Below are 19,612 nucleotides of genomic sequence, written 5' to 3'. Positions count from 1 at the left end.
TGACTTTCGCTCGGGCTTAGATCGGCAACTTGATGAGGTCTTCCATCGCCCCCATCACTTTGTTTCGCACCTGCATCAACATGGAGAAAGACAGGCTGGCCTCCTGGCTGGACAGCATGGCCCCGACCAGGTCGTCACTGGCGCCGCTGTCCACGGCCGCCATCTTTTCGGCCGCCAGATGGTCTTGCTGGTTGACGCCTCGCACCGCTTCCAACATGCGGTCGGCAAAACCGGCGCCGGCATGCCCGTGAGCACTCTCGCCTTGCGCTGGCGCGATCAAGGGCTTGGAGATGTCCGACAGGTAACCCTGGATCTGCAGCAGATCGGCGTTGATCAGTTGTCCGGTGACGGAACTCATGGGGCATTTCCTTGAGGCGCACAGAGCAACGACAGCACGCTGGGCCTGTTTGTTGTCTGCATATGGTTGCAAATTGTTTATTATTGTAATGTTTGTTTTGCAAGTGCTGAGTTTTTTGCATCAAAGATATGTGCTTCGTTGTTTTGTGTCATCTAGTGCTCTGTTTTGTAAAATTGGTTGCGTAAAAGTGGTGTCTGCCGCTTCTCTAGAATCAAGTCCTGCGTTGCCGGGTGCATGGAGGCGGACTGTGGAGTTTCTGGCATCACATGTTGCTATGTGCACGCGCCCGTCGCCAGACACAGCGCCTCACGGTATCTCCAGGGTGATCCACCCATTTAAGAAAGCGATAAATGGACTATGGAATTCATCCCGCCGCAGGTCTGGTGCTCGTTCTGGCGGCGGGGTGGATCATGCTGCTGGCCGTGCTGCAATTGCGTCGGGCGCGCCAGGCCTTGCTCCAGACCCAGCAGACCCTGGCGGAGCGCAACGAATTTCTGGGCATGATGGCCCATGAGATGCTCACTCCCTTGCAGACCATCATCAGTTCGGTGGAGTTGATCGAACTGGGTGGGAGGCTGCCTGCGGACGACCAGACGTTCCGGCGCCTGCGCCGTAGCGCGCAGCAATTGGAGGCGCAAATGAACGACACGGTCGAATTCGCGCGGCTGAGTGGTGGTCGCCTCAAAGTCTCGACAATGTTGTTCCAGCCGGACCTGATGATGCAGATCATCGCGGCCGAATACGAGGATGCCGCCCGCGAGCGCGGTGTGCGGCTGACGGTGCAGATCGAGCCCCAACCGTGTCCGCGCGTGATCACCGACCCGGCGCGCATGCGGCAGATCATCGCCAATCTGATCTCAAACGCCACCAAATACGCCAGTCCAGGGGAGGTCGTGTGCTCCCTGCAGGTTCAGGCGGCGCCGCCGCAGATCACCGTCGCCGTGATGGACCAGGGGCCGGGCTTCGACGCCAGCATCGATGTCTGGGCGCCTTTCGTGCGCGCCAGCCAGGGACGCTCAGGCAGCGGCCTGGGGTTGGCGGTCGTGCGGCTGATGGCCGAGTTGCTGCATGGCACGGCGCGCGTGCTCAGCCGCCCCGGCGAAGGTTCGGTGTTCATCGTGCAGGTGCCAGTGGAGGTCGAAGTGCTGCAGGGGGCAATGGAGGTGGCTCCTTCCCCGGGGCGGCGGCGGATTCTTGTGGTCGATGACAACGACGATGTGCGCTTCAGCCTGCAGACCATGCTGCAGGCTCTGGGCGCGCTGGTGGATGTGGCCGACAGCGTAGCGCAGGCCGATCTCATGCTGGTGGCGGCCAGGTATGACGGCATCCTGCTCGACCTGCGCCTTCAGGATGGCAGCGGCTACCGTGTGGCGGAGCGCGCGCGCGCGCCCGGTGCGTTGAACCAGGCTACGCCCATCGTGGCGCTGTCGGCCTACCATGAGTCCGAGGCCGCAGGTGACGCCCTGTTCGCGGCCAAGTTCGAGAAACCGATCACCGTGGCGCGGCTGCGCTCCGCCTTGCAGACTTTCGGCTGAACTGCGCGTGATTAGCTGGTTTCGCCCAGCAGCTGTTTGACCTGCGAGATCAGCAGGGCCAAGCGGAAGGGCTTTTCAATGACCTGGACGCGGAGGGCCATGGCGATGCGGGCGATGTCGTCCTCGGCGGCGTTGCCGTTGGCGATGGCGCCGGTGGTCAGGATCAGCGGCGCCGAGGGCTGGGCCTTGCGTATCGTCTGCAGCACCGCGGCGGAAGTCTTGCCGTTGAGCCACCAGTCGACCACGTAGGCATCGAACGGCGCAACAGCCGATTCGTACGACAGTTCGGAGGCCGAAGAAAACACTTCGACCCGGAATCCCGCGCCCTCGAGCGCGTCTTTCAGGTTGGCGGCCAGGTCTGCCGCATCTTCCAGCACTGCAATGCGCGGTAACTGGCGTTGCGTGGGGATGACGGTCAATTGGTGGACACGGTGCCGCTGGCCCCCGCTTGCTTCCGCGTAGGGCTGCACCAGCCATTCAGCGCCTTGGAGCGTGGCCACCAGTTCACAGTGCTCGTGGCGTCCGAGTTCCGTGCCGATCAAGGCTTTGCAAGCCATGGTGCGCCCGCCAATGACGATGCTGGCTGGCTTTGCCTCGCCATTGCTTTGGTCTGCGTCGACCGGATGGCTGCTGAGCAAAAGGCTGACGTCCACCTGAAAATGCCGCGCCAGGCTTTGCAGGTCGGTCGCGGAAAACGCGCCGTCTTGGAATTTGCGGAAGGCGCCCGAGCGCGACAGTCCGAGGATTGTGGCCAGCTGCGAGGAATGCTTGTGCCGTGGCAGTCCCTGTTCGGCAAAGAAATCGTGCAGTCGCCGGGATATGAGACTGGTGGGCTGCGTCTCGGTGAGCTCGCTCCCTGTCGCTGGGTCTGGCGGCTCGGCGTAGTTTTTCTCAGGCATGGCGTAGTCACAAGTGGAATGGATGCTTAGCGACAAAAGTAACGTTTAGTTAAAAAAAGCGTTCAAAAAACTAGACGTTTTTGTGTCTGAGCGTAAAATGTTGCATCAAATGCACTCAAATACGATGCACGGTGCCTGGCTGCCGTCTTCTTTCCCGATTCCTTGTTTTCTTGTCTCGATGCAAATCAATATAGCTCACACGCCCGATCGCTGTGCGAAGCGTTGCGAGAACCGCAATGTGTCCGGGCGCCACGGGCTTTGATCGATATGTCTCAGCCTTCCAAGGTGCTGTCCGCAGCGCACCCGGTGCTGGATCCCCGAACGCTGGGGCGCCCGGTGCACCTGCTGGCGGCTTTTGCCGACAAATTCGGCGCCGACCTGTCAGACCTCCTGCGCTTGGGCTTGAACCGGCGCTATGGCACGCAATTCACCGTGGGCAGGGTGCTGATGGTGCACGCCCCTGCCGCGATTGCCCCGCGCTGGAATGTGTATGGCTCGGCCACGGGGCGGATCGGTGTCGCGCTCGAGCGCAGCCTGGTGCTGCGCGTGCTGCATTGCCGCTACGGGCTGCGGGACGGGGAGGGCACCGACCCCGCCTCGGCCCCCATGACCGCCACCGAGGAACGGTTGGCGCAGAAGCTGGGCCTGCAGCTGGCGCTGGTGCTGGCGGTCCGCATCCGTGAGGGACTGAGCGCCTTGGTATCGGCGTCCGCCCACAGCGCTAGCGACGATATCGCCTGGCGCGCTGAAACCACCGATGCGGTGGGCGCCTGGACGCTCCAGGTGCGCATCGATGAGCCGCAGGTCGGACTGTGCTCGGAGCTGCAGTTCTCACTCGACTCCACCTGGATGGACCTACTGCTTGGCCAACTCGCCGCCGCGCGCTCCGTGCCCCGGAGCGATCTGCGCAAGGAGCAGACGCAGCCGTTCGCGCAGTGCCTGCGGGTCCGGTTGGTGGCGCGATTGCTGCACCGGCGCATGGCGCTGGGCGAGGTGCTCGACCTGCGCCCGGGCGACATCATCCCTGTGAGCTTCCAGGCTGCCGACGTGCTGGTGAAGGACTCGCGCCTGTTCACCGCGACGGTGGCAGAGCACAAAGGCGGGCTGTGGCTCACCGCATTCAACGACACCCTCTAAAGCCATGGATATGAGCCAAGAAATCACCGAATTCGACACAGCCTTGCTGGACGACGATCTGGCCGTGGAAGACACCGCGCCCGCCCCGGCCCCCGTGGCCGCGCCCCGGCCGCGCCGCGACCTCACGCAGATGCTGCGCAAGATTCCGGTCACACTGACCCTCGAAGTGGGCTCGGCGGACATTGCACTCGACCAACTGATGGCTCTGGAGCACGACAGCGTGGTGGAGCTCGACGCGGTGGCCGGTGCGCCGCTGGTGATCAAGGTCAACGGCACGGCCATCGGGCGCGCCGAGGTGGTGGTGTCGGGCGAAAACTATGGCCTGAAGGTGGTCGAGCTGGCCGACCTGGACCTGCTGTCGCTCGACGCGGCGAACTGAGCCGTCGCACCATGACGTTACGACGAATGGGTGGCCATGCCGCCCTGGGGCTGGTCGCGCTCGTTCTGATGTTCGGGGTGAGCGAGTCGGCACTCGCCGCTGGCACCATTTCGCTTCTGGGCACCAACGCCAACGGCGCGCCGGCCGAATTCACGGTGAAGACCCAGATCCTGGTCATCATGACGCTGCTGGGGCTGCTGCCCGTGCTGATGCTCATGATGACCAGCTTCGTGCGCTTCGTGATCATCCTGTCTTTGCTGCGCCAGGCGCTGGGCCTGCAGCAGGGCCTGCCCAACCGCATCGTGACCGGGGTGGCGCTGATTCTCACGCTGTTGGTCATGCGCCCGGTCGGCGAGGAGATCTGGCACAAGGCTTTTGTACCTTACGACCAGGACAAAATCGGCCTGGAAGTGGCGCTGCAGAAGGCCGAGATCCCTCTGTCGCGTTTTATGCTGTCGCAGACCAGCAAGAGTGCCTTGCAGCAAATATCCACGTTGGCCGGTGAGGCGCCGGTGAGCGAACCGGGCCAGCATGCCTTCACCGTGAAACTGGCCGCCTTCGTGCTCAGCGAACTCAAGACCGCCTTCCAAGTCGGCTGCATGCTGTTCATCCCCTTCATGGTGGTGGATCTGGTTGTAGCGTCCGTGCTCATGGCCATGGGCATGATGATGCTGTCGCCGCTGGTGATTTCCTTGCCGCTCAAGTTGCTGCTGTTCGTACTGGTCGATGGCTGGACGCTGACCGTGAACACCCTCATCACCAGTATCCGGGCCTATTGAGATGGCAGGCCTTTCTTCGCGCCTTCAAGCCCGCTGGGCTGCGCAGCGGCCATGCTGACGCCCGACATCGCCGTTGACCTGGTCAGCGAAAGCCTGCGCCTGGTCATGCTGCTGGTGGTGGTGCTGATCCTGCCGGGCCTGGTGGTGGGCCTGGTGGTGGGCATCTTCCAGGCGGCGACGCAGATCAACGAGCAGACGATGAGCTTTCTGCCGCGCCTGCTGGTGACGCTGCTGGCGGTGATCCTGGCCGGGCGCTGGATGGCGGGGCATCTGATGGATTTTTGCGTCCGCATCTTCGAGCGCGCCGCCACCCTGGTGGGCTAGCCCACCGGCACACCATGGACGCAGCCATTCCCGGCCTGTTGGCCCAGCTGTTGGCACTCTGGTGGCCGTTTTGCCGCGTCATGGCCATGCTCAGCGCCGCGCCCATCCTGGGCGACGGTGCGGTGCCCGTCACGGTGCGCGTGCTGCTGTCGCTGGTGCTGGCCGTGGTGCTGCTGCCGGTGGCCCGGCCGGTGGCGGCCATCGATCCGCTGTCCTTGCACGCCGTGGTCGCCACCATCGAGCAGGCGGCTATCGGCGGGCTGCTCGGGCTGGCGCTGCACTTCATGATGTCGGTGATCATGGTGCTGGGTTACATGGTGTCGTCGCAGATGGGCCTGTCGATGGCGGTCATGAACGACCCTTTGAGCGGCGTCTCTTCCGATGTGGTCTCCAGCCTGCTGTCCATCCTGGGCATGCTGGTGTTCTTCTCGATCGACGGCCACCTGCTGGTGACCCAGGTGCTGGGGGCGAGCTTTCAGCAATGGCCCGTGGGCTCGGGCATCAGCATGCCGGCGCTGCGCAGCGTGGCCTTCAATGTGGCGTGGGTGTTTTCGGCCGCCCTGCTGCTGGCCCTGCCGGTGATGCTGGCCACCCTGGTGGTGCAGATCGGCTTCGGGCTGCTGGCGCGCGTGGCGCCCACCCTCAACCTGTTTGCCCTCGGCTTCTCGGTGATCACGGTGTTCGGCGTGTTCATGCTGAGCCAGCTGGTCCGGTTCCTGCCGGAACACTATCTGCGCATCACCACCCAGGTGCTCGACATGCTGCGCCTGACCATGCAGCAGAGGCCCTGAGATGTCGGGCTCTTCCACCGGCGACAAGAGCGAAAAGGCCTCGCAGCAGAAGCTGAAGAAGGCGCGCGAGCAGGGCCAGGTCGCCCGCTCGAAAGACCTGGTCACGGCCGTCGGCATCGTCGGCAGCCTGTACCTTCTCGTCTGGCTGATGCCGGGTTATCTGCAGGATTTCCGCCAGCTCTTCGCCTACGGCCTGGCCGATCTGGAGGGCGACGGCACCCTGGACAACGCCTGGTCGGTGCTGTTCCTGGCGGCGGCGCTGCTGTTGGTCAAGATGGTGCTGCCACTGTTGGTGATGCCGGTGCTGCTGGTACTGTCCTCGATGGTGCCGGGGGGCTGGGTGCTGTCGTCAGAAAACCTGATGCCCAAGCTCAACCGGCTCAGCCCCATGAGCAACCTGGGGCGCATGTTCAAGGGCAAGCACCTGGTGAGCGTGCTCACTTCCATCTTCAAGGCCCTGCTGCTGGGCAGCGTGCTCTGGTACCTGTGCAGCCGCAGCGCGCAAGACTACCTGCGGCTGCAGGGACTGTCGCTTGGGCAGGCCATCGATACGGGCGCCGGCATGGTGCTGTCGGGCGTGCTGTCCATGGCCATGGTGTTCGTGCTGTTCGGCCTGATCGACCTGCCGGTGCAAGTGTTCTTCTTTTTGCGTGGCCAGCGCATGAGCAAGCAAGACCTCAAGGAAGAACACAAGGGCAACGAGGGCCGCCCCGAAGTCAAGAACCGCATCCGCCAGCTGCAGCGCCAGCTCTCGCGGCGCAGCGTGCGCAGCGCGGTGCCCACGGCCGACGTGGTGATCGTCAACCCCGAGCACTACGCCGTCGCGCTCAAGTACGACGAGCAGCGCGCCCAGGCGCCCTACGTGGTGGCCAAGGGGGTGGACGAAATGGCCCTGTACATCCGCGAGATTGCGCGCGAGCACCAGGTCGAGGTGGTCTCCATGCCGCCGCTGGCCCGCGCCATCTACAACACCAGCCAGGTGCAGCAGCAGATCCCAATCCCGCTGTACAACGCCGTGGCGCTGGTTCTCAACTATGTGCTGCAGCTCAAGGCCTTCCAGACCGGCCAGCGGCCCAGCGAGCCACGGTTGCCTGCCGACCTGGCCGTTCCCTCCCACCTGACTTAAGCCGTTCCGACATGAAACTCCTGCAGCCCGGACTCTTCGACGCCCTGCGCCGCTACAGCTATGCCACGCCGCTGATGGTGCTGGCCCTGCTGGCCATGATCATCCTGCCGCTGCCGCCGGCGGTGCTCGACGTGCTGTTCACGTTCAACATCGTGCTGGCGATCATCGTCATCCTGATCAGCGTCTCGGTCAGCCGCCCGCTCGAATTCTCGACCTTCCCGACCATCATCCTCGCCACCACGCTGATGCGGCTGGCGCTCAATGTCGCCTCGACGCGGGTGGTGCTGCTCAAGGGCCACGAGGGCACGCACGCGGCGGGCCAGGTGATCGAGGCCTTCGGCAACGTGGTGATCGGAGGCAACTTCGTGGTCGGTCTGGTGGTGTTCGTCATCCTGATGATCATCAACTTCGTGGTGGTGACCAAGGGCGCCGAGCGCATCTCGGAAGTGTCGGCGCGCTTCACGCTCGACGCCCTGCCGGGCAAGCAGATGGCGATCGACGCCGACCTCAACGCCGGCCTCATCAACCAGGAAAAAGCCCAGACGCGCCGCCGCGAAGTCGGCATGGAAGCCGACTTCTACGGCGCCATGGACGGAGCCTCGAAGTTCGTGCGTGGCGACGCCATCGCGGGCATCTTGATTTTGCTGATCAACATGATTGGCGGCGTCGCCATCGGCGCCTTCATGCACGACCTGTCGTTCGGCGACGCTTTCCGCCAGTACGCGCTGCTCACCATCGGCGACGGCCTGGTGGCGCAGATTCCGGCGCTGCTGCTGTCGGCGGCGGCGGCCATCATCGTCACGCGCGTGAGCGACTCGGGCGACTTCGAAACCCAGGTCAGCGGCCAGCTGCTGGCATCGCCCCAGGCGCTGTACAGCGCGGCGGCGCTGATGACGGTGCTGGGTCTGATCCCCGGCATGCCTTGGCTCAGTTTTCTGGGGTTTGCGGCCGTTCTGGCCTTCGTGGCCTGGCGCGTGGGCCAGCGTCCGCAGCGCCCCGCGCCAGGCAGCGATGTGGCTGCGCTCGGCGCTGCCCTGGCCACGGCCGAGCCGCCGGCCGACATCGACTGGCGCAGCCTGCCCTTTGTCGAGCCCCTGTCGGTGGCGCTGGGCTACCGCCTGGTGAGCCTGATCGACAAGGCGCAGGGCGCGCCGCTGCTCAAGCGCGTCAAGGGTGTGCGCCAGACGCAGAGCGAAGGCCTGGGCCTGCTGCTGCCCGCCATCGCCGTGCGCGACGACCTCGCGCTCAAGCCCAGCCAATACGCCATCATGCTGCGCGGCACCGTGGTGGCGCGCGCCGAGGTGCCGGCCGACAAGCTCATGGCCATCTCGTCGCCCCACCTGTACGGCGAGGTGGACGGCGAGCCCGGCGCCGACCCGGCCTACGGTATGCCCGTGGTCTGGATCAGCACCGACGACAAGGCCCACGCGCTCGGCCTGGGTTACCAGGTGGTCGATGTGCCCAGCGTGGTCGCCACGCACCTGAGCAAAGTGATCCGCGAATACCTGCCCGAACTGTTCGGACACGAGGACGCGGGCGAACTGATGGAGCGCCTGGCCGCGCTCGCGCCCAAGCTGGCCGAAGCGCTGGGCAAGGCCATGAGCCATTCGCAGCTGCTCAAGGTCTTTCGCGCGCTGCTAGCCGAAAACGTCTCGCTCAAAGACATCGTGCCGATTGCCACGACCCTGCTGGAGACGGCCGAAACCACCAAAGACCCGGTGCTGCTGGCTGCCGAGGTGCGCTGTACCCTGCGCCGCCAGATCGTCGACAGCCTGTGCGGCCAGCGACCCGAGCTGAAAGTGTTCAACCTCACCGGCGACCTCGAGAACATGCTACTGGGCGCGCTCAACCAGGCCCGCCAGGGTGGTGCCAAGGTGGCGCTCGACAACTATGCCATCGACCCGAATCTGCTGTCGCAACTGCAAGCGCACATGCCGCTGGCGCGCGACCAGATGAAGCAGCAGACCACGCCGCCGCTGCTGCTCGTGATGCCGCAGGTCAGGCCGCTACTGGCGCGCTACGCGCGCCTGTTTGCGCCGGGCCTCAACGTGCTGTCGTACAACGAGATTCCCGAGAACCGCGAAATCAGCATCATTGGAACGGTGGGCTGAGCGCGTTCAGCACTTCGGCCGCCGCGCGAAACAGGCCCGGCGGCAGAGCGGTGTGTACGCTGCACAGCTGCTGCGCCGTGGCGGGCAGCGCCATCATGGGCTGCCCCGGGGGCGCGGGCGCCACCTGGCACTGCATGAGCCGCAGCCCGGCGCGGGCCAGCGACGCGGCGATCAGCGCGGTGCGGCTGCGCAGCAGCGGCACGCTCTCTGCGCTCTGCGCCGCCAGGTTCAAGGCCACGGCGCTGCCGTACATCGACACATCGATGCGCACCTCGCCCAGGCCGGGCAGCAGCAGCAACAGGCCCATGTTCTGGGCCATGGCGCCCGTGGGCCGGCCGTGCCGCGCGCCGCGCGGGCGCGGCTGCGCCGGCCAGAACGTCAGCCCCACGCCCGGCCAGAGCAGGGTTTGAAACACCAGCGTGGGTTGCAGCGTGGACGCTTCGGCGCTCGGGGCCAGAGCTGCGCCCAGCGGCACCAGCGCGGTGCCGGCCGACGCCGGTGTGCTTGATGCGGCTGCCGGCACCGCGCGCTGCAACCGCTGCAGCACCATGGCGCGCCACTGCGCGGCCAGCGCCGCCACGTCGAGCGGCGGGGCCAGCAGGCGGTGCATGCCGGCCTGGTCCGGCAGCAGGGCCGCAGGGGTTTGCCCGGCCAGCAGGCCGGCGCGTGCGGGCAGGCCCTCGTCGGCGGGGCCGAGCACGGCCAGCTCCAGCTGGGGCGAGGTGCTCACCACCCGCACCAGCAGCAGTTGCCCCGGCGCCCAGGCCTGGCCCGCCAGGGCCGAGGTGGGAATCTGGAACGGCAAGCCATCGGCGCTGCGCGCCAGCAGGCCGCCGTCGAAGGCTGAGAACACGCGCAGCCGCAGCAGGGGCGCGATCCCCTCGGGCGGCAGCGCCGGCAGCAGGGCCGCTGGCGCGGTAGGCAAGGCCACGGCCCCGCCACCCGCGCGCGGCACCAGTGGGCGCGCCACGGCGCCGATGGGGGGTGAAGGGGTAGCCCGCTCCAGTGCCATGGCGTGCTCCAGTCAAGCCAAAAGAAAAGCCAACCGCAGACGCGGTTGGCTTGGGGGCAGGCTGGCGCTAGCGCCAGCCTGAAGCCGCCGCAGGGGCGTCTTACTGCAGCAGCGACAGGGCCAGCTGCGACATGCTGTTGGACTGCTTGAGCATGCTGGTGCTGGCTTGCATCAGCATCTGCTTGGTCGTCATGGTGGCGGATTCGGCGGCGTAGTCCACATCCATGATGCGGCCCGAAGCGGCCTGCACGTTGTTGCTCATGTTCGACAGGTTGACGGAGGTGTGCTCCAGGCGGTTCGAAGCGGCACCCAAGGTGGAGCGCAGCGAGCCCACCGAGTCGATCGCGGCTTGCAGCTTGTCTATGCTGGCCGATGCCGAACCGGCGGCGGTCAGTTCCGTGCCTGCAACGCCGCTTGCGGCGCCAAACGAGTTGTATCCCATGGACGCATCGTGCAGCGCGGTGTGCATCGCGGTCAGTTGGGCAGACAGATCCAGGCCCATGGTTTCGGAGGTCGATGCGCCAATCTGGAAGTTGATCGATGTGGCGAATTTTCCATCGGGAGTTGCAGCGGTGGCGGAGTTTTGTGCTGCTGTCGAATAAGCAGCGGAACTGGCGGCGTCTGCTTGGGCCAAGACATTGGCTTTGTCCGCCGCTTGCAGGGTAACGTTTGCAGCCGCCAAAGCGGTCACGGTGGTGGCGTCCGTGGTGTCCAAGGCCAGCAAAGCGGCATCGTAGTCAGTTTTTGCCGTGTCGTAATCGAATTGGGTGCCGGCGGTGGCATCACCGACGCGGGCAGCGTCGGCGGCGGCTTTGGTTGCTGCAGCAGCTATTTCAGCCGAGGAAGCAGCCTTGTTCATCAGCTTGGCGCCGCCGAAGGTGGTGTTGCCAATGATGTTGCTCAATTCCGTCGACAGCGAGTCGAACTCGGCTTGCATGGCGGTCTTGTCGGTGTCGGTGGCCGAAGCGTCCGCCGCCTGGGTTGCCAAGTCCTTCATGCGAACCAGCATGTTGGTGACTTCGCTGAGCGAGCCTTCGGCGGTCTGCATCAGCGAGATGCTGTTTTGCGTGTTACGCATGGCCACGGCCATGCCGCTGGTTTGTGCCTTCAGGCGGGTGGCGATCTGCAGGCCGGCGGCGTCGTCCATGGCCGAGTTGATGCGAAAGCCCGTGGAGAGGCGCGTCATCGAGTTGGACAGGGCCTTATTGGTCGAGCCGGATACGGCCTGGGCCGAGAGGGATGCCGAATTGGTGTGCAAGCTAAGCATGTCAGTGAACTCCTGGTGTTGGGTGGTTTACAGGCAGCGTTTTCTGCGCCCGTACCCACACAAGGCGGTCGACCGGTGGCGAAACTTAAATGCTGGTGCGCAAATTGTTTTGCGGCGTGTGGCGGCGCGCTGGGTAGAACCCGTTGGGCTTCTGGTAAATTTCAAGCTAAATGCGCCTAAAACGCCCGCCCATCAAGCGCGAGATGCTATGAAGTAAGTAGCGTTGTGCATGCCCAGCGTCGTCAGCAGCAGCGAGCCGAACAGGTGCATTCCGATGGTGCCTGCGGCGAGCAGGTAGCGCTGCTGCTGCAGCATGGCCACGACCTCGGCCGAGAAGCTGGAGAAGGTGGTGAGCGCGCCCAAGAATCCGGTGATGAGGGCCAAGCGCCAGGCGGGGTCAAGCTGCGGCAGGGCCTGGAACACGGCCACGCACACGCCGATCAGGTAGCCGCCGACCAAGTTAGCGACCAGCGTGCCCCAGGGCAGCCCGTGGCCGGCGCTGAGCCACAGGCCCAGGCGCCAGCGGGCCAGTGCGCCGGCGCTGGCACCGAGGCAAATGGCCACGACGTGGAGCATGGTGGGCAGGGCCTTAGCGCGCCGACATCTGCTGCGGCAGCCAGGTGACGATGGCCGGGAACAGATAGATCAGCGCCACGGCCGCGCACATGAGCACGAACATGGGGAAGGTGACCCGGGCAATCCAGGTCAGCTCGCGCCCCGTCATGCCCTGGAGCACGAACAGGTTGAAGCCCACGGGCGGCGTGATCTGCGCCATCTCGACCACCAGCACGATGAAGATGCCGAACCAGATCGGGTCGATGCCGGCGGCCTGCACCGTCGGCATGAGCACGCCCATGGTCAGCACTACCATCGAGATGCCGTCGAGAAAGCAGCCGAGGATGATGAAGAATACGGCGAGCGCGGCGATCAGCTGCGCCTGGTTCAAGCCCAGCGTGGCGATCCACTCGGCGAGGTGGCGCGGCAGGCCAATGTAGCCCATCGACAGCGTCAGAAACGCGGCGCCCGCCAGGATCAGCGCGATCATGCAGTACAGGCGCGTGGCGCCCATGAGCGCACCGCGAAAGCTCTCCCAGTTGAGCGAGCCCTGCAGGCCCGACAGCAGCAGCGAGCCCAGCACGCCCACGGCCGCGGCCTCGGTGGCGGTGGCAAAGCCGGTGTAGATGGAGCCGAGCACGGCGGCGATCAGCAGCACGACCGGGATGAGGCTTCTGGAGGCGCTGAGCTTCTGCGCGAACGTCAGCTGCTCGTCGGCGGCCGGCACCTGCTCGGGGTGGCGCAGCGCCCACAGCATGATGTAGCCCGAGAACAGCGCCGCCAGCAGCACGCCGGGCAACACGCCGGCAATGAACAGCTTGGAGATTGATACCTCGGCCGTGACGCCATAGACGATCATGATGATGGACGGCGGGATGAGCAGCCCCAGCGTGCTGGCACCGGCCAGCGTGCCGATGACCATGTTCTCGGGGTAGCCGCGGCGCGTGAGCTCGGGCAGGGTCATCTTGCCGATGGTGGCGCAGGTGGCGGCACTCGACCCCGACACGGCCGCGAAGATGGTGCAGCCGACCACGTTGGTATGCAGCAGCCGCCCGGGCAGGTTTTGCACCCAGGGCGCCAGGCCCTTGAACATGTCTTGAGAGAGCCGCGTACGGAACAGGATTTCGCCCATCCAGATGAACAGCGGCAGGGCGGTGAGCGTCCAGCTCGATGCCGAGCCCCAGATGGTCACGGCCATGGCGTCGCCCGCAGGGCGGGCAGAAAACAGCTGCATGCCGATCCAGGCCACGCCCGAGAGCGTAAGCCCGATCCAGACGCCGCTGCCCAGGATCAGGAACAGCGAAAGCATCAGCAGGCCGGTGATGGCGAGGTCGCTCATGGTGGTCAGGCCTTATTCATTGCGCAGGGCTTCGCCGGACTGCGGCTGCTGGCGCTGCCCGAGCAGCTCCAGCACCAGTTCATCGATGAAGGCGATCGCCAGCACCACGGTGCCGGTCGCCATGGCCAGTTGCGGCAGCCACAGCGGCGTGGCGTCGCTGCCGGTGGACATGTCGTTGAAAAGGTGCGACTGCCAGGCCAGCTTGCAGCTGTAGAACGCGTACAGCACGGCCAGCAGCGAGGCCAGGGCCAGGGCCCAGACCTCGAAGCCCTTCTTCCAGCGGCCGTGCAGGGCGCCCAGCAGCAGCGTCACGCGGATGTGTTCGCCGCGCTTGAGCGTGTGCGCCATGGCCAGGAAACCGCAGGCCGCCATCAGGTAGCCGGCATAGGCGTCGATGCCCGGCACCAGAAAGCTCAGCTGGCGGCTCGCGATGGACAGCAGCACGGCGCCCAGCAGCGCCACCATGAAAAGCGCCGCCAGGGCGGCGGCGCTGTCGTAGAGAAAATTCAACAAACGGCGCATGGGGCCCTGACTTTACTTGCGGTAGCCGTCCACCAGCGCCTTGCCGTCGGGGCCGGCCTTGTCCAGCCATTCCTTGAGCATGGCGTCGCCCACCTTGGCCATGTCGGCCTTGAGCTGGGGCGAGGGCGGCAGCACCTGCATGCCCTCGGCCTTGAGCTTGGCCAGGGTGTCGGTGTTCACGCGCTCGCTGGCGGCCCAGCCGCGCGCCTCGGCGTCCGCGCCGGCCTTCAGCAGGGCTTCCTGCAGCGGTTTGTCGAGCGCGTCGAAGGCCTTTTTGTTCACGATGACCGCATTCTTGGGCAGCCAGGCCTGGGTGTCGTAGTAGTACTTGAGGTGCTCGTAGAGCTTGCTGTCCACGCCCGTGGCACCGGACGTCATGGTCGCCTCGACCACGCCCGTGGCCAGGGCCTGCGAGAACTCGGCCGCCTGCACGGTGACGGGCTGCGCGCCGACCAGTTCGGCGATGCGCGCCGTGGCCGGGCTGTAGGCGCGCCACTTGATGCCCTTCAAATCGGCGGCGGTGTTGACCGGTTTCTTGGTGTAGATGCCCTGCGGCGGCCAAGCCACCGCGTACAGCAGGACCATGCCTTGCTCGGCGAGTTTCTTTTCCAGGAAAGGCTTTTGCGCCTGGTACAGCCGTTTGGCGTCGCCGTAACTCGACGCGAGGAACGGCTGGCCGTCGGCGCCGTAGATCTGCCATTCGTTCTGGAAGTTGACCAGCAGGATCTCGCCCATCTGCGCCTGGCCGCCCTGCACGGCGCGCTTGATTTCGGGCGCCTTGAACAGCGCGGCGTTGGCGTGCAGCGTGATCTTGAACTTGCCGGCGGTGGCCTTGTCCACGTCGCTGACCAATTGGGCCAGGTTCTCGGTGTGGAAGTTGGTGGCCGGGTAGGCGGCCGCCAGGTCCCATTTGGCCTGGGCCCAGGCGGTGGGGGCGGACAGGCCGCAGGCCAGGGCTAGGCCCAGAACGGTGACAGGCAAGGCTCGACGCTTCATAGGGCAACTCCGCAAAAGTGGGGGAATTTCGACGGCAGAAACAGAGAGGCCACTGTAGCGGAAGCATTTTGAAACGCCCTAGGTGTTTCTCCTAAATGTCGACAAATTGGCGACAAAATATTATCCAAATGCCTACAATCAGAGGCCTTGTAGATTCCTTTCCTGTGCCATTTCTCTGGAGTTGACCCGTCCATGAAGCCTGCTGCGCGCGCCAAGTCTGAGTCTGGCCCCATCGTTTCTTCGGCGCACCTGGTGTCGGCGCAGAGTGCTGAAATGAGCGAGTTCGAATTCGGCCTGATCGTGGCCGGCAACGCCTTTCACCGCTGGGTCGTGCACTGCATGGCGGCGGCCGGGCTCAAGGACCTGACGCCGCTCGATGTCGTGGTGCTGCACCACGTCACGCACCGCGCGCGCGACAAGCGCCTGGCCGACATCTGCTTCATCATGAACGTCGAAGACACGCACCTCGTCAATTACGCGCTCAAGAAGCTGCAAGGACTGGGCGTGGTGGTGTCGCGCAAGAACGGCAAGGAAGTGACCTACGCCGCCACCGAAGAGGGGCAGGCCTATGTGCAGCGCTACCGCGAGATCCGCGAAAGCTGCCTGATCAACGCGCTCAACGCCGACGACGCGCTCAACCGCGATATCGGCGAGCTCGGGCGCCTGCTGCGCGTGCTCTCGGGCATGTACGACCAGGCCGCGCGCGCCGCGGCGTCGCTCTGAAATTTCCATGAAATCAGGCTTTGGCGCTTGATGGGCCAGCGCTTGTAGCTCTGTTTCTAATAGCAAGCATGCCCATGACACACGCACACCTCCCTCGCTGGCAGTTCTGGATCGACCGCGGCGGCACCTTCACCGACCTGGTCGGGCGCCGGCCCGATGGCACCTTGGTCACGCACAAGCTGCTGTCCGACAACCCCGAGCAGTACCGGGACGCGGCCGTCGCCGGCATTCGCCATCTGCTGGGCCTGGCGCCCGACGCACCCGTGACGACCGACCTGGTGGAGTGCGTGAAGATGGGCACGACCGTGGCGACCAATGCGCTGCTCGAGCGCAAGGGCGAGCCGACGCTGCTGGTGACCACGGCGGGGTTCCGCGACGCGCTGCGCATCGCCTACCAGAACCGGCCGCGCCTGTTCGACCGCCAGATCGTGCTGCCCGAGCTGCTCTACGAGCGCGTGATCGAGGCGCAGGAGCGCATGGGCGCGCACGGCGAAGTGGTGCAGGTGCTCGAAGAAGAGCATCTGCGCGAGCGCCTCTGGGCCGCCTACGACGCCGGCCTGCGCAGTGTGGCGATCGTGTTCATGCACGGCTACCGCTACACCGAGCACGAAAAAGCCGCGGAGCGCCTGGCGCGCGAGGTGGGCTTCACCCAGATCAGCACCTCGCACGGCACCAGTCCGATGATGAAGTTCGTGGGCCGCGGCGACACGACGGTGGTCGATGCCTACCTCTCGCCCATCCTGCGCCGCTACGTCGAGCAGGTGGCCGCCGACATGCCGGGGGTGAAGCTGTTTTTCATGCAGTCCTCGGGCGGCCTGACCGACGCCCATGTGTTCCAGGGCAAGGACGCGATCCTGTCCGGCCCCGCGGGCGGCATCGTCGGCATGGCGCGCACGGCCGAGATTGCCGGGCACCGGCGTGTGATCGGCTTCGACATGGGTGGCACGTCGACCGACGTGAGCCATTTTGCGGGCGAGTTCGAGCGCGAGTTCGAGACCCAGGTGGCGGGCGTGCGCATGCGCGCGCCGATGATGAGCATCCACACCGTGGCGGCCGGTGGCGGCTCGATCCTGGGCTTTGACGGTGCGCGCTTTCGCGTCGGGCCCGAGAGCGCGGGCGCCAACCCGGGCCCGGCCAGTTACCGGCGCGGCGGGCCGCTGGCCGTGACCGATGCCAACGTGATGGTGGGCAAGCTGCAGCCGGCGCAGTTTCCGCGCGTGTTCGGCCATGGCGCCGACGAACCGCTGGACGCCGAGGTCGTGCGCGAGAAGTTTGGCGCCCTGGCGCAGCAGACCGGCCGCAGCGCCGAAGACGTGGCGCATGGCTTCATCCAGATTGCGGTGCAGCAGATGGCCAATGCCATCAAGAAAATTTCGGTGGCGCGCGGCTACGACGTCACGCGCTACACGCTGCAGTGCTTTGGCGGCGCCGGTGGCCAGCACGCCTGCCTGGTGGCCGATGCGCTGGGCATGGCGCGTGTGCTGGTACACCCGCTGGCCGGGGTGCTCTCGGCCTATGGCATGGGGCTCGCCGACCAGAATGTGATCCGCGAGCAGGCCGTGGAATGCCGGCTCACGCCCGAGGCCTTGCCTGCCATCGCGGCGCGCCTGCAGGCGCTGCAGGACGCTGCGCTGGCCGACTTCGAGGACCAGCAGGTGGGCGGCGCCGCCGCCGTGGTGCACCGCCGCGTGCATGTGCGCTACGAAGGCTCGGACGCCGCGCTGGTCGTGCCCTTCGGCGACCTCGAGACCATCGTGGCGGGGTTCGAAGCCGCGTACCGCCAGCGTTTTTCGTTCCTCATGCAGGGCAAGGCGCTCGTGGCCGAGGCGGTGTCGGTCGAGGCCGTGGTGGCCGGCGACGCCCCGCAAGAACCGGTGCACGCGCTGCACCCGGCGCGCGAGGTGCCGCGCCGTGACACCGTACGCATGTACACCGGCGGCGCCGACGGCCTGGCCGCCTGGCACGACGCCGCGCTGATCGTGCGGGCCGACATGCGCCCGGGCGACGTGGTCGCGGGCCCGGCCATCATTGCCGAGAAGAACGCCACCACCGCGGTCGAGCCGGGCTGGGTGGCCACGCTCACCGAGTTCGACCACCTGCTGCTGGAGCGCCGCGAGCCGCGCGCGCTGCAGTACGCGGCCGGCACCACGGTCGACCCGGTGCTGCTCGAGGTGTTCAACAACCTGTTCATGAACATTGCCGAGCAGATGGGCCTGCAGCTGCAGAACACCGCCTACTCGGTCAATATCAAGGAGCGCCTGGACTTCAGCTGCGCGCTGTTCGACGCCGACGGCCAGCTGATCGCCAACGCGCCGCACATGCCGGTGCACCTGGGCTCGATGGGCGAGAGCATCAAGACCGTGATCCGCGAGAACGCCGGCACGATGCAGCCAGGCGACGTGTATGTGCTCAACGACCCCTACCACGGCGGCACGCACCTGCCCGACATCACGGTGATCACGCCAGTCTACATCGGCAGCGACGCGCAGCAGCCCACGTTCTACGTCGGCAGTCGTGGCCACCATGCCGACATCGGCGGCACCACGCCGGGCTCGATGCCGCCGTTTTCCACGCGCATCGAGGAAGAGGGCGTGCAGATCAACAACGTGAAACTGGTCGACGCGGGCCGGCTGTGCGAAGCCGAGATCTTGGCGCTGCTGGCAAGCGGCGAATACCCCTCGCGCAACCCGCAGCAGAACCTGGCCGACCTCAAGGCGCAGATCGCCGCCAACGAAAAGGGCGTGCAGGAGCTGCGCAAGATGGTGCAGCAGTTTGGCTTGGGTGTCGTGCAAGCCTACATGGGCCATGTCCAGGACAACGCCGAAGAATCGGTGCGCCGCGCCATCACGCACCTGGCCGCGCGCGTGAAAGACGGCCAGTTCACGCTGGCGCTCGACAACGGCGCGCAGATCTGCGTGGCGGTGCGCGTCGACGCCGCCGCGCGCACGGCCGAGATCGACTTCACCGGCACCAGCGCGCAACAGAGCAACAACTTCAATGCGCCCACCGCCGTGTGCATGGCGGCGGTGCTCTATGTCTTTCGCAGCCTGGTCGACGACGACATTCCGCTCAACGCGGGTTGCCTCAAGCCCCTTAAGGTCACCATCCCGCCGGGCTCGATGCTCAACCCGAACCCGCCGGCCTCGGTGGTGGCGGGCAACGTCGAGACCTCGACCTGCATCACCAACGCGCTGCTCGGCGCCCTGGGCGTGATGGCCGGCAGCCAGCCGACCATGAACAACTTCACCTTCGGCAACGCGAGCTACCAGTACTACGAGACCATCTCGGGCGGCAGCGGCGCGGGCGGCGTGTTCGACAGCGCGGGCCAGCTGGTCGGTGGGTTTGGCGGCACGAGCGTGGTGCAGACCCACATGACCAACTCGCGCCTGACAGACCCCGAGGTGCTCGAGTTCCGCTTTCCGGTGCGGCTGCTGGGCTATGCGATCCGCCCGGGATCGGGCGGCGCGGGCCTTTGGCGCGGCGGCGACGGCGGCGTGCGCCGCGTGCAGTTTCTCGAACCCATGACGGCCAGCATCCTCTCCAACGGCCGCATCCACCCGGCCTTCGGCATGGCCGGCGGCCAGGACGGCGCACCGGGCATCAACCGCGTGGTGCGCGCGGACGGGCGCACCGAGCCACTGGCGCACATCGGCCAGGCGCAGATGGAGGCGGGCGACGTGTTCGAGATCCACACGCCGGGCGGCGGCGGCTTTGGCGCGCTATCCAAAGAATAGCCGCCCGCGCTGGTGTCTGAAGGGT

18 protein-coding genes are annotated in these 19,612 nt (G+C 66.0%); 10 read left to right on the top strand and 8 right to left on the bottom strand.

The annotated features are described in order from the left end of the window. Positions 1-16 precede the first annotated feature (16 nt). Positions 17-358: a flagellar hook-basal body complex protein FliE gene (locus B2J86_RS02320; protein ID WP_169633186.1), complete on the bottom strand. Its 342-nt coding sequence runs from the start codon at positions 356-358 to the stop codon at positions 17-19. A 350-nt stretch (positions 359-708) separates the two neighbouring features. On the opposite strand from B2J86_RS02320, the gene B2J86_RS02315 reads away from it, so the two are divergent. Beyond that, positions 709-1,893 carry a hybrid sensor histidine kinase/response regulator gene (locus B2J86_RS02315; RefSeq protein ID WP_169633187.1) on the top strand — a complete coding sequence of 395 codons (1,185 nt, stop codon included), beginning with the start codon at positions 709-711 and terminating at the stop codon, positions 1,891-1,893. Positions 1,894-1,904: 11 nt separating this feature from the next. Here the strand turns inward: B2J86_RS02315 and B2J86_RS02310 are convergent, their stop codons facing one another. Continuing rightward, complete coding sequence (locus tag B2J86_RS02310; protein WP_169168362.1) at positions 1,905-2,792, bottom strand: helix-turn-helix domain-containing protein; 888 nt, start codon at positions 2,790-2,792, stop codon at positions 1,905-1,907. A 267-nt stretch (positions 2,793-3,059) separates the two neighbouring features. On the opposite strand from B2J86_RS02310, the gene B2J86_RS02305 reads away from it, so the two are divergent. Genes B2J86_RS02305 through flhA form a run of 7 tightly spaced genes read left to right on the top strand, consistent with a single transcriptional unit; the run spans position 3,060 to position 9,439 of the window. Then, a complete protein-coding gene (locus tag B2J86_RS02305; RefSeq protein WP_173024630.1) occupies positions 3,060-3,929 on the top strand; it encodes a FliM/FliN family flagellar motor switch protein in 870 nt (289 codons plus the stop codon). A gap of 10 nt (positions 3,930-3,939) precedes the next feature. Further along, positions 3,940-4,308: a FliM/FliN family flagellar motor switch protein gene (locus B2J86_RS02300; protein ID WP_206041355.1), complete on the top strand. Its 369-nt coding sequence runs from the start codon at positions 3,940-3,942 to the stop codon at positions 4,306-4,308. Positions 4,309-4,319: 11 nt separating this feature from the next. Further along, the gene (gene fliP, locus B2J86_RS02295; RefSeq protein ID WP_240964760.1) at positions 4,320-5,087 is read left to right on the top strand and encodes a flagellar type III secretion system pore protein FliP; all 768 of its coding nucleotides are present in this window, start codon (positions 4,320-4,322) and stop codon (positions 5,085-5,087) included. 51 nt (positions 5,088-5,138) lie between these two features. Continuing rightward, a complete protein-coding gene (gene fliQ, locus B2J86_RS02290) occupies positions 5,139-5,411 on the top strand; it encodes a flagellar biosynthesis protein FliQ (RefSeq protein WP_169168359.1) in 273 nt (90 codons plus the stop codon). Positions 5,412-5,425: 14 nt separating this feature from the next. After that, positions 5,426-6,202 (top strand): flagellar biosynthetic protein FliR, encoded by a 777-nt coding sequence (gene fliR / locus B2J86_RS02285; RefSeq protein ID WP_169633190.1) that lies wholly within the window; start codon positions 5,426-5,428, stop codon positions 6,200-6,202. A 1-nt stretch (position 6,203) separates the two neighbouring features. After that, positions 6,204-7,328, top strand: coding sequence for a flagellar type III secretion system protein FlhB (gene flhB, locus B2J86_RS02280; RefSeq protein WP_169168357.1), 1,125 nt, complete (start codon positions 6,204-6,206; stop codon positions 7,326-7,328). A gap of 11 nt (positions 7,329-7,339) precedes the next feature. Further along, on the top strand, positions 7,340-9,439 hold the full coding sequence (gene flhA / locus B2J86_RS02275) for a flagellar biosynthesis protein FlhA (protein ID WP_169168356.1): 2,100 nt from the start codon (positions 7,340-7,342) through the stop codon (positions 9,437-9,439). On the opposite strand, the gene B2J86_RS02270 is transcribed toward flhA, so the two are convergent. The 6 genes from B2J86_RS02270 to B2J86_RS02245 form a co-directional block, all read right to left on the bottom strand. Next, positions 9,420-10,451 (bottom strand): flagellar hook-length control protein FliK, encoded by a 1,032-nt coding sequence (locus tag B2J86_RS02270; protein WP_169168355.1) that lies wholly within the window; start codon positions 10,449-10,451, stop codon positions 9,420-9,422. The genes flhA and B2J86_RS02270 overlap by 20 nt on opposite strands. Positions 10,452-10,551: 100 nt before the next feature. Continuing rightward, a complete protein-coding gene (locus B2J86_RS02265) occupies positions 10,552-11,718 on the bottom strand; it encodes a flagellin (RefSeq protein WP_205763732.1) in 1,167 nt (388 codons plus the stop codon). 192 nt (positions 11,719-11,910) lie between these two features. Further along, the gene (crcB, locus tag B2J86_RS02260; RefSeq protein WP_169168354.1) at positions 11,911-12,294 is read right to left on the bottom strand and encodes a fluoride efflux transporter CrcB; all 384 of its coding nucleotides are present in this window, start codon (positions 12,292-12,294) and stop codon (positions 11,911-11,913) included. A gap of 13 nt (positions 12,295-12,307) precedes the next feature. Beyond that, positions 12,308-13,612: a TRAP transporter large permease gene (locus tag B2J86_RS02255; protein ID WP_169168353.1), complete on the bottom strand. Its 1,305-nt coding sequence runs from the start codon at positions 13,610-13,612 to the stop codon at positions 12,308-12,310. A gap of 12 nt (positions 13,613-13,624) precedes the next feature. Then, complete coding sequence (locus B2J86_RS02250) at positions 13,625-14,134, bottom strand: TRAP transporter small permease (RefSeq protein ID WP_169168352.1); 510 nt, start codon at positions 14,132-14,134, stop codon at positions 13,625-13,627. A 12-nt stretch (positions 14,135-14,146) separates the two neighbouring features. After that, positions 14,147-15,130, bottom strand: a complete 984-nt coding sequence (locus tag B2J86_RS02245; RefSeq protein ID WP_169168351.1) for a TRAP transporter substrate-binding protein — start codon at positions 15,128-15,130, stop codon at positions 14,147-14,149. Positions 15,131-15,322: 192 nt separating this feature from the next. Between B2J86_RS02245 and B2J86_RS02240 the strand changes: the two genes are divergently transcribed. Together B2J86_RS02240 and B2J86_RS02235 are read left to right on the top strand one after the other, a co-directional pair. Beyond that, a complete protein-coding gene (locus B2J86_RS02240) occupies positions 15,323-15,853 on the top strand; it encodes a winged helix DNA-binding protein (protein WP_169168350.1) in 531 nt (176 codons plus the stop codon). 74 nt (positions 15,854-15,927) lie between these two features. Then, positions 15,928-19,587, top strand: a complete 3,660-nt coding sequence (locus B2J86_RS02235) for a hydantoinase B/oxoprolinase family protein (protein WP_173024629.1) — start codon at positions 15,928-15,930, stop codon at positions 19,585-19,587. Positions 19,588-19,612: the final 25 nt, after the last annotated feature.

Origin of the sequence: Acidovorax sp. SRB_14, from assembly GCF_012932145.1 — a bacterium.
Classification (GTDB): Bacteria; Pseudomonadota; Gammaproteobacteria; order Burkholderiales; family Burkholderiaceae_C; genus Simplicispira.
This window is presented reverse-complemented; position numbering and strand designations above follow the sequence as displayed.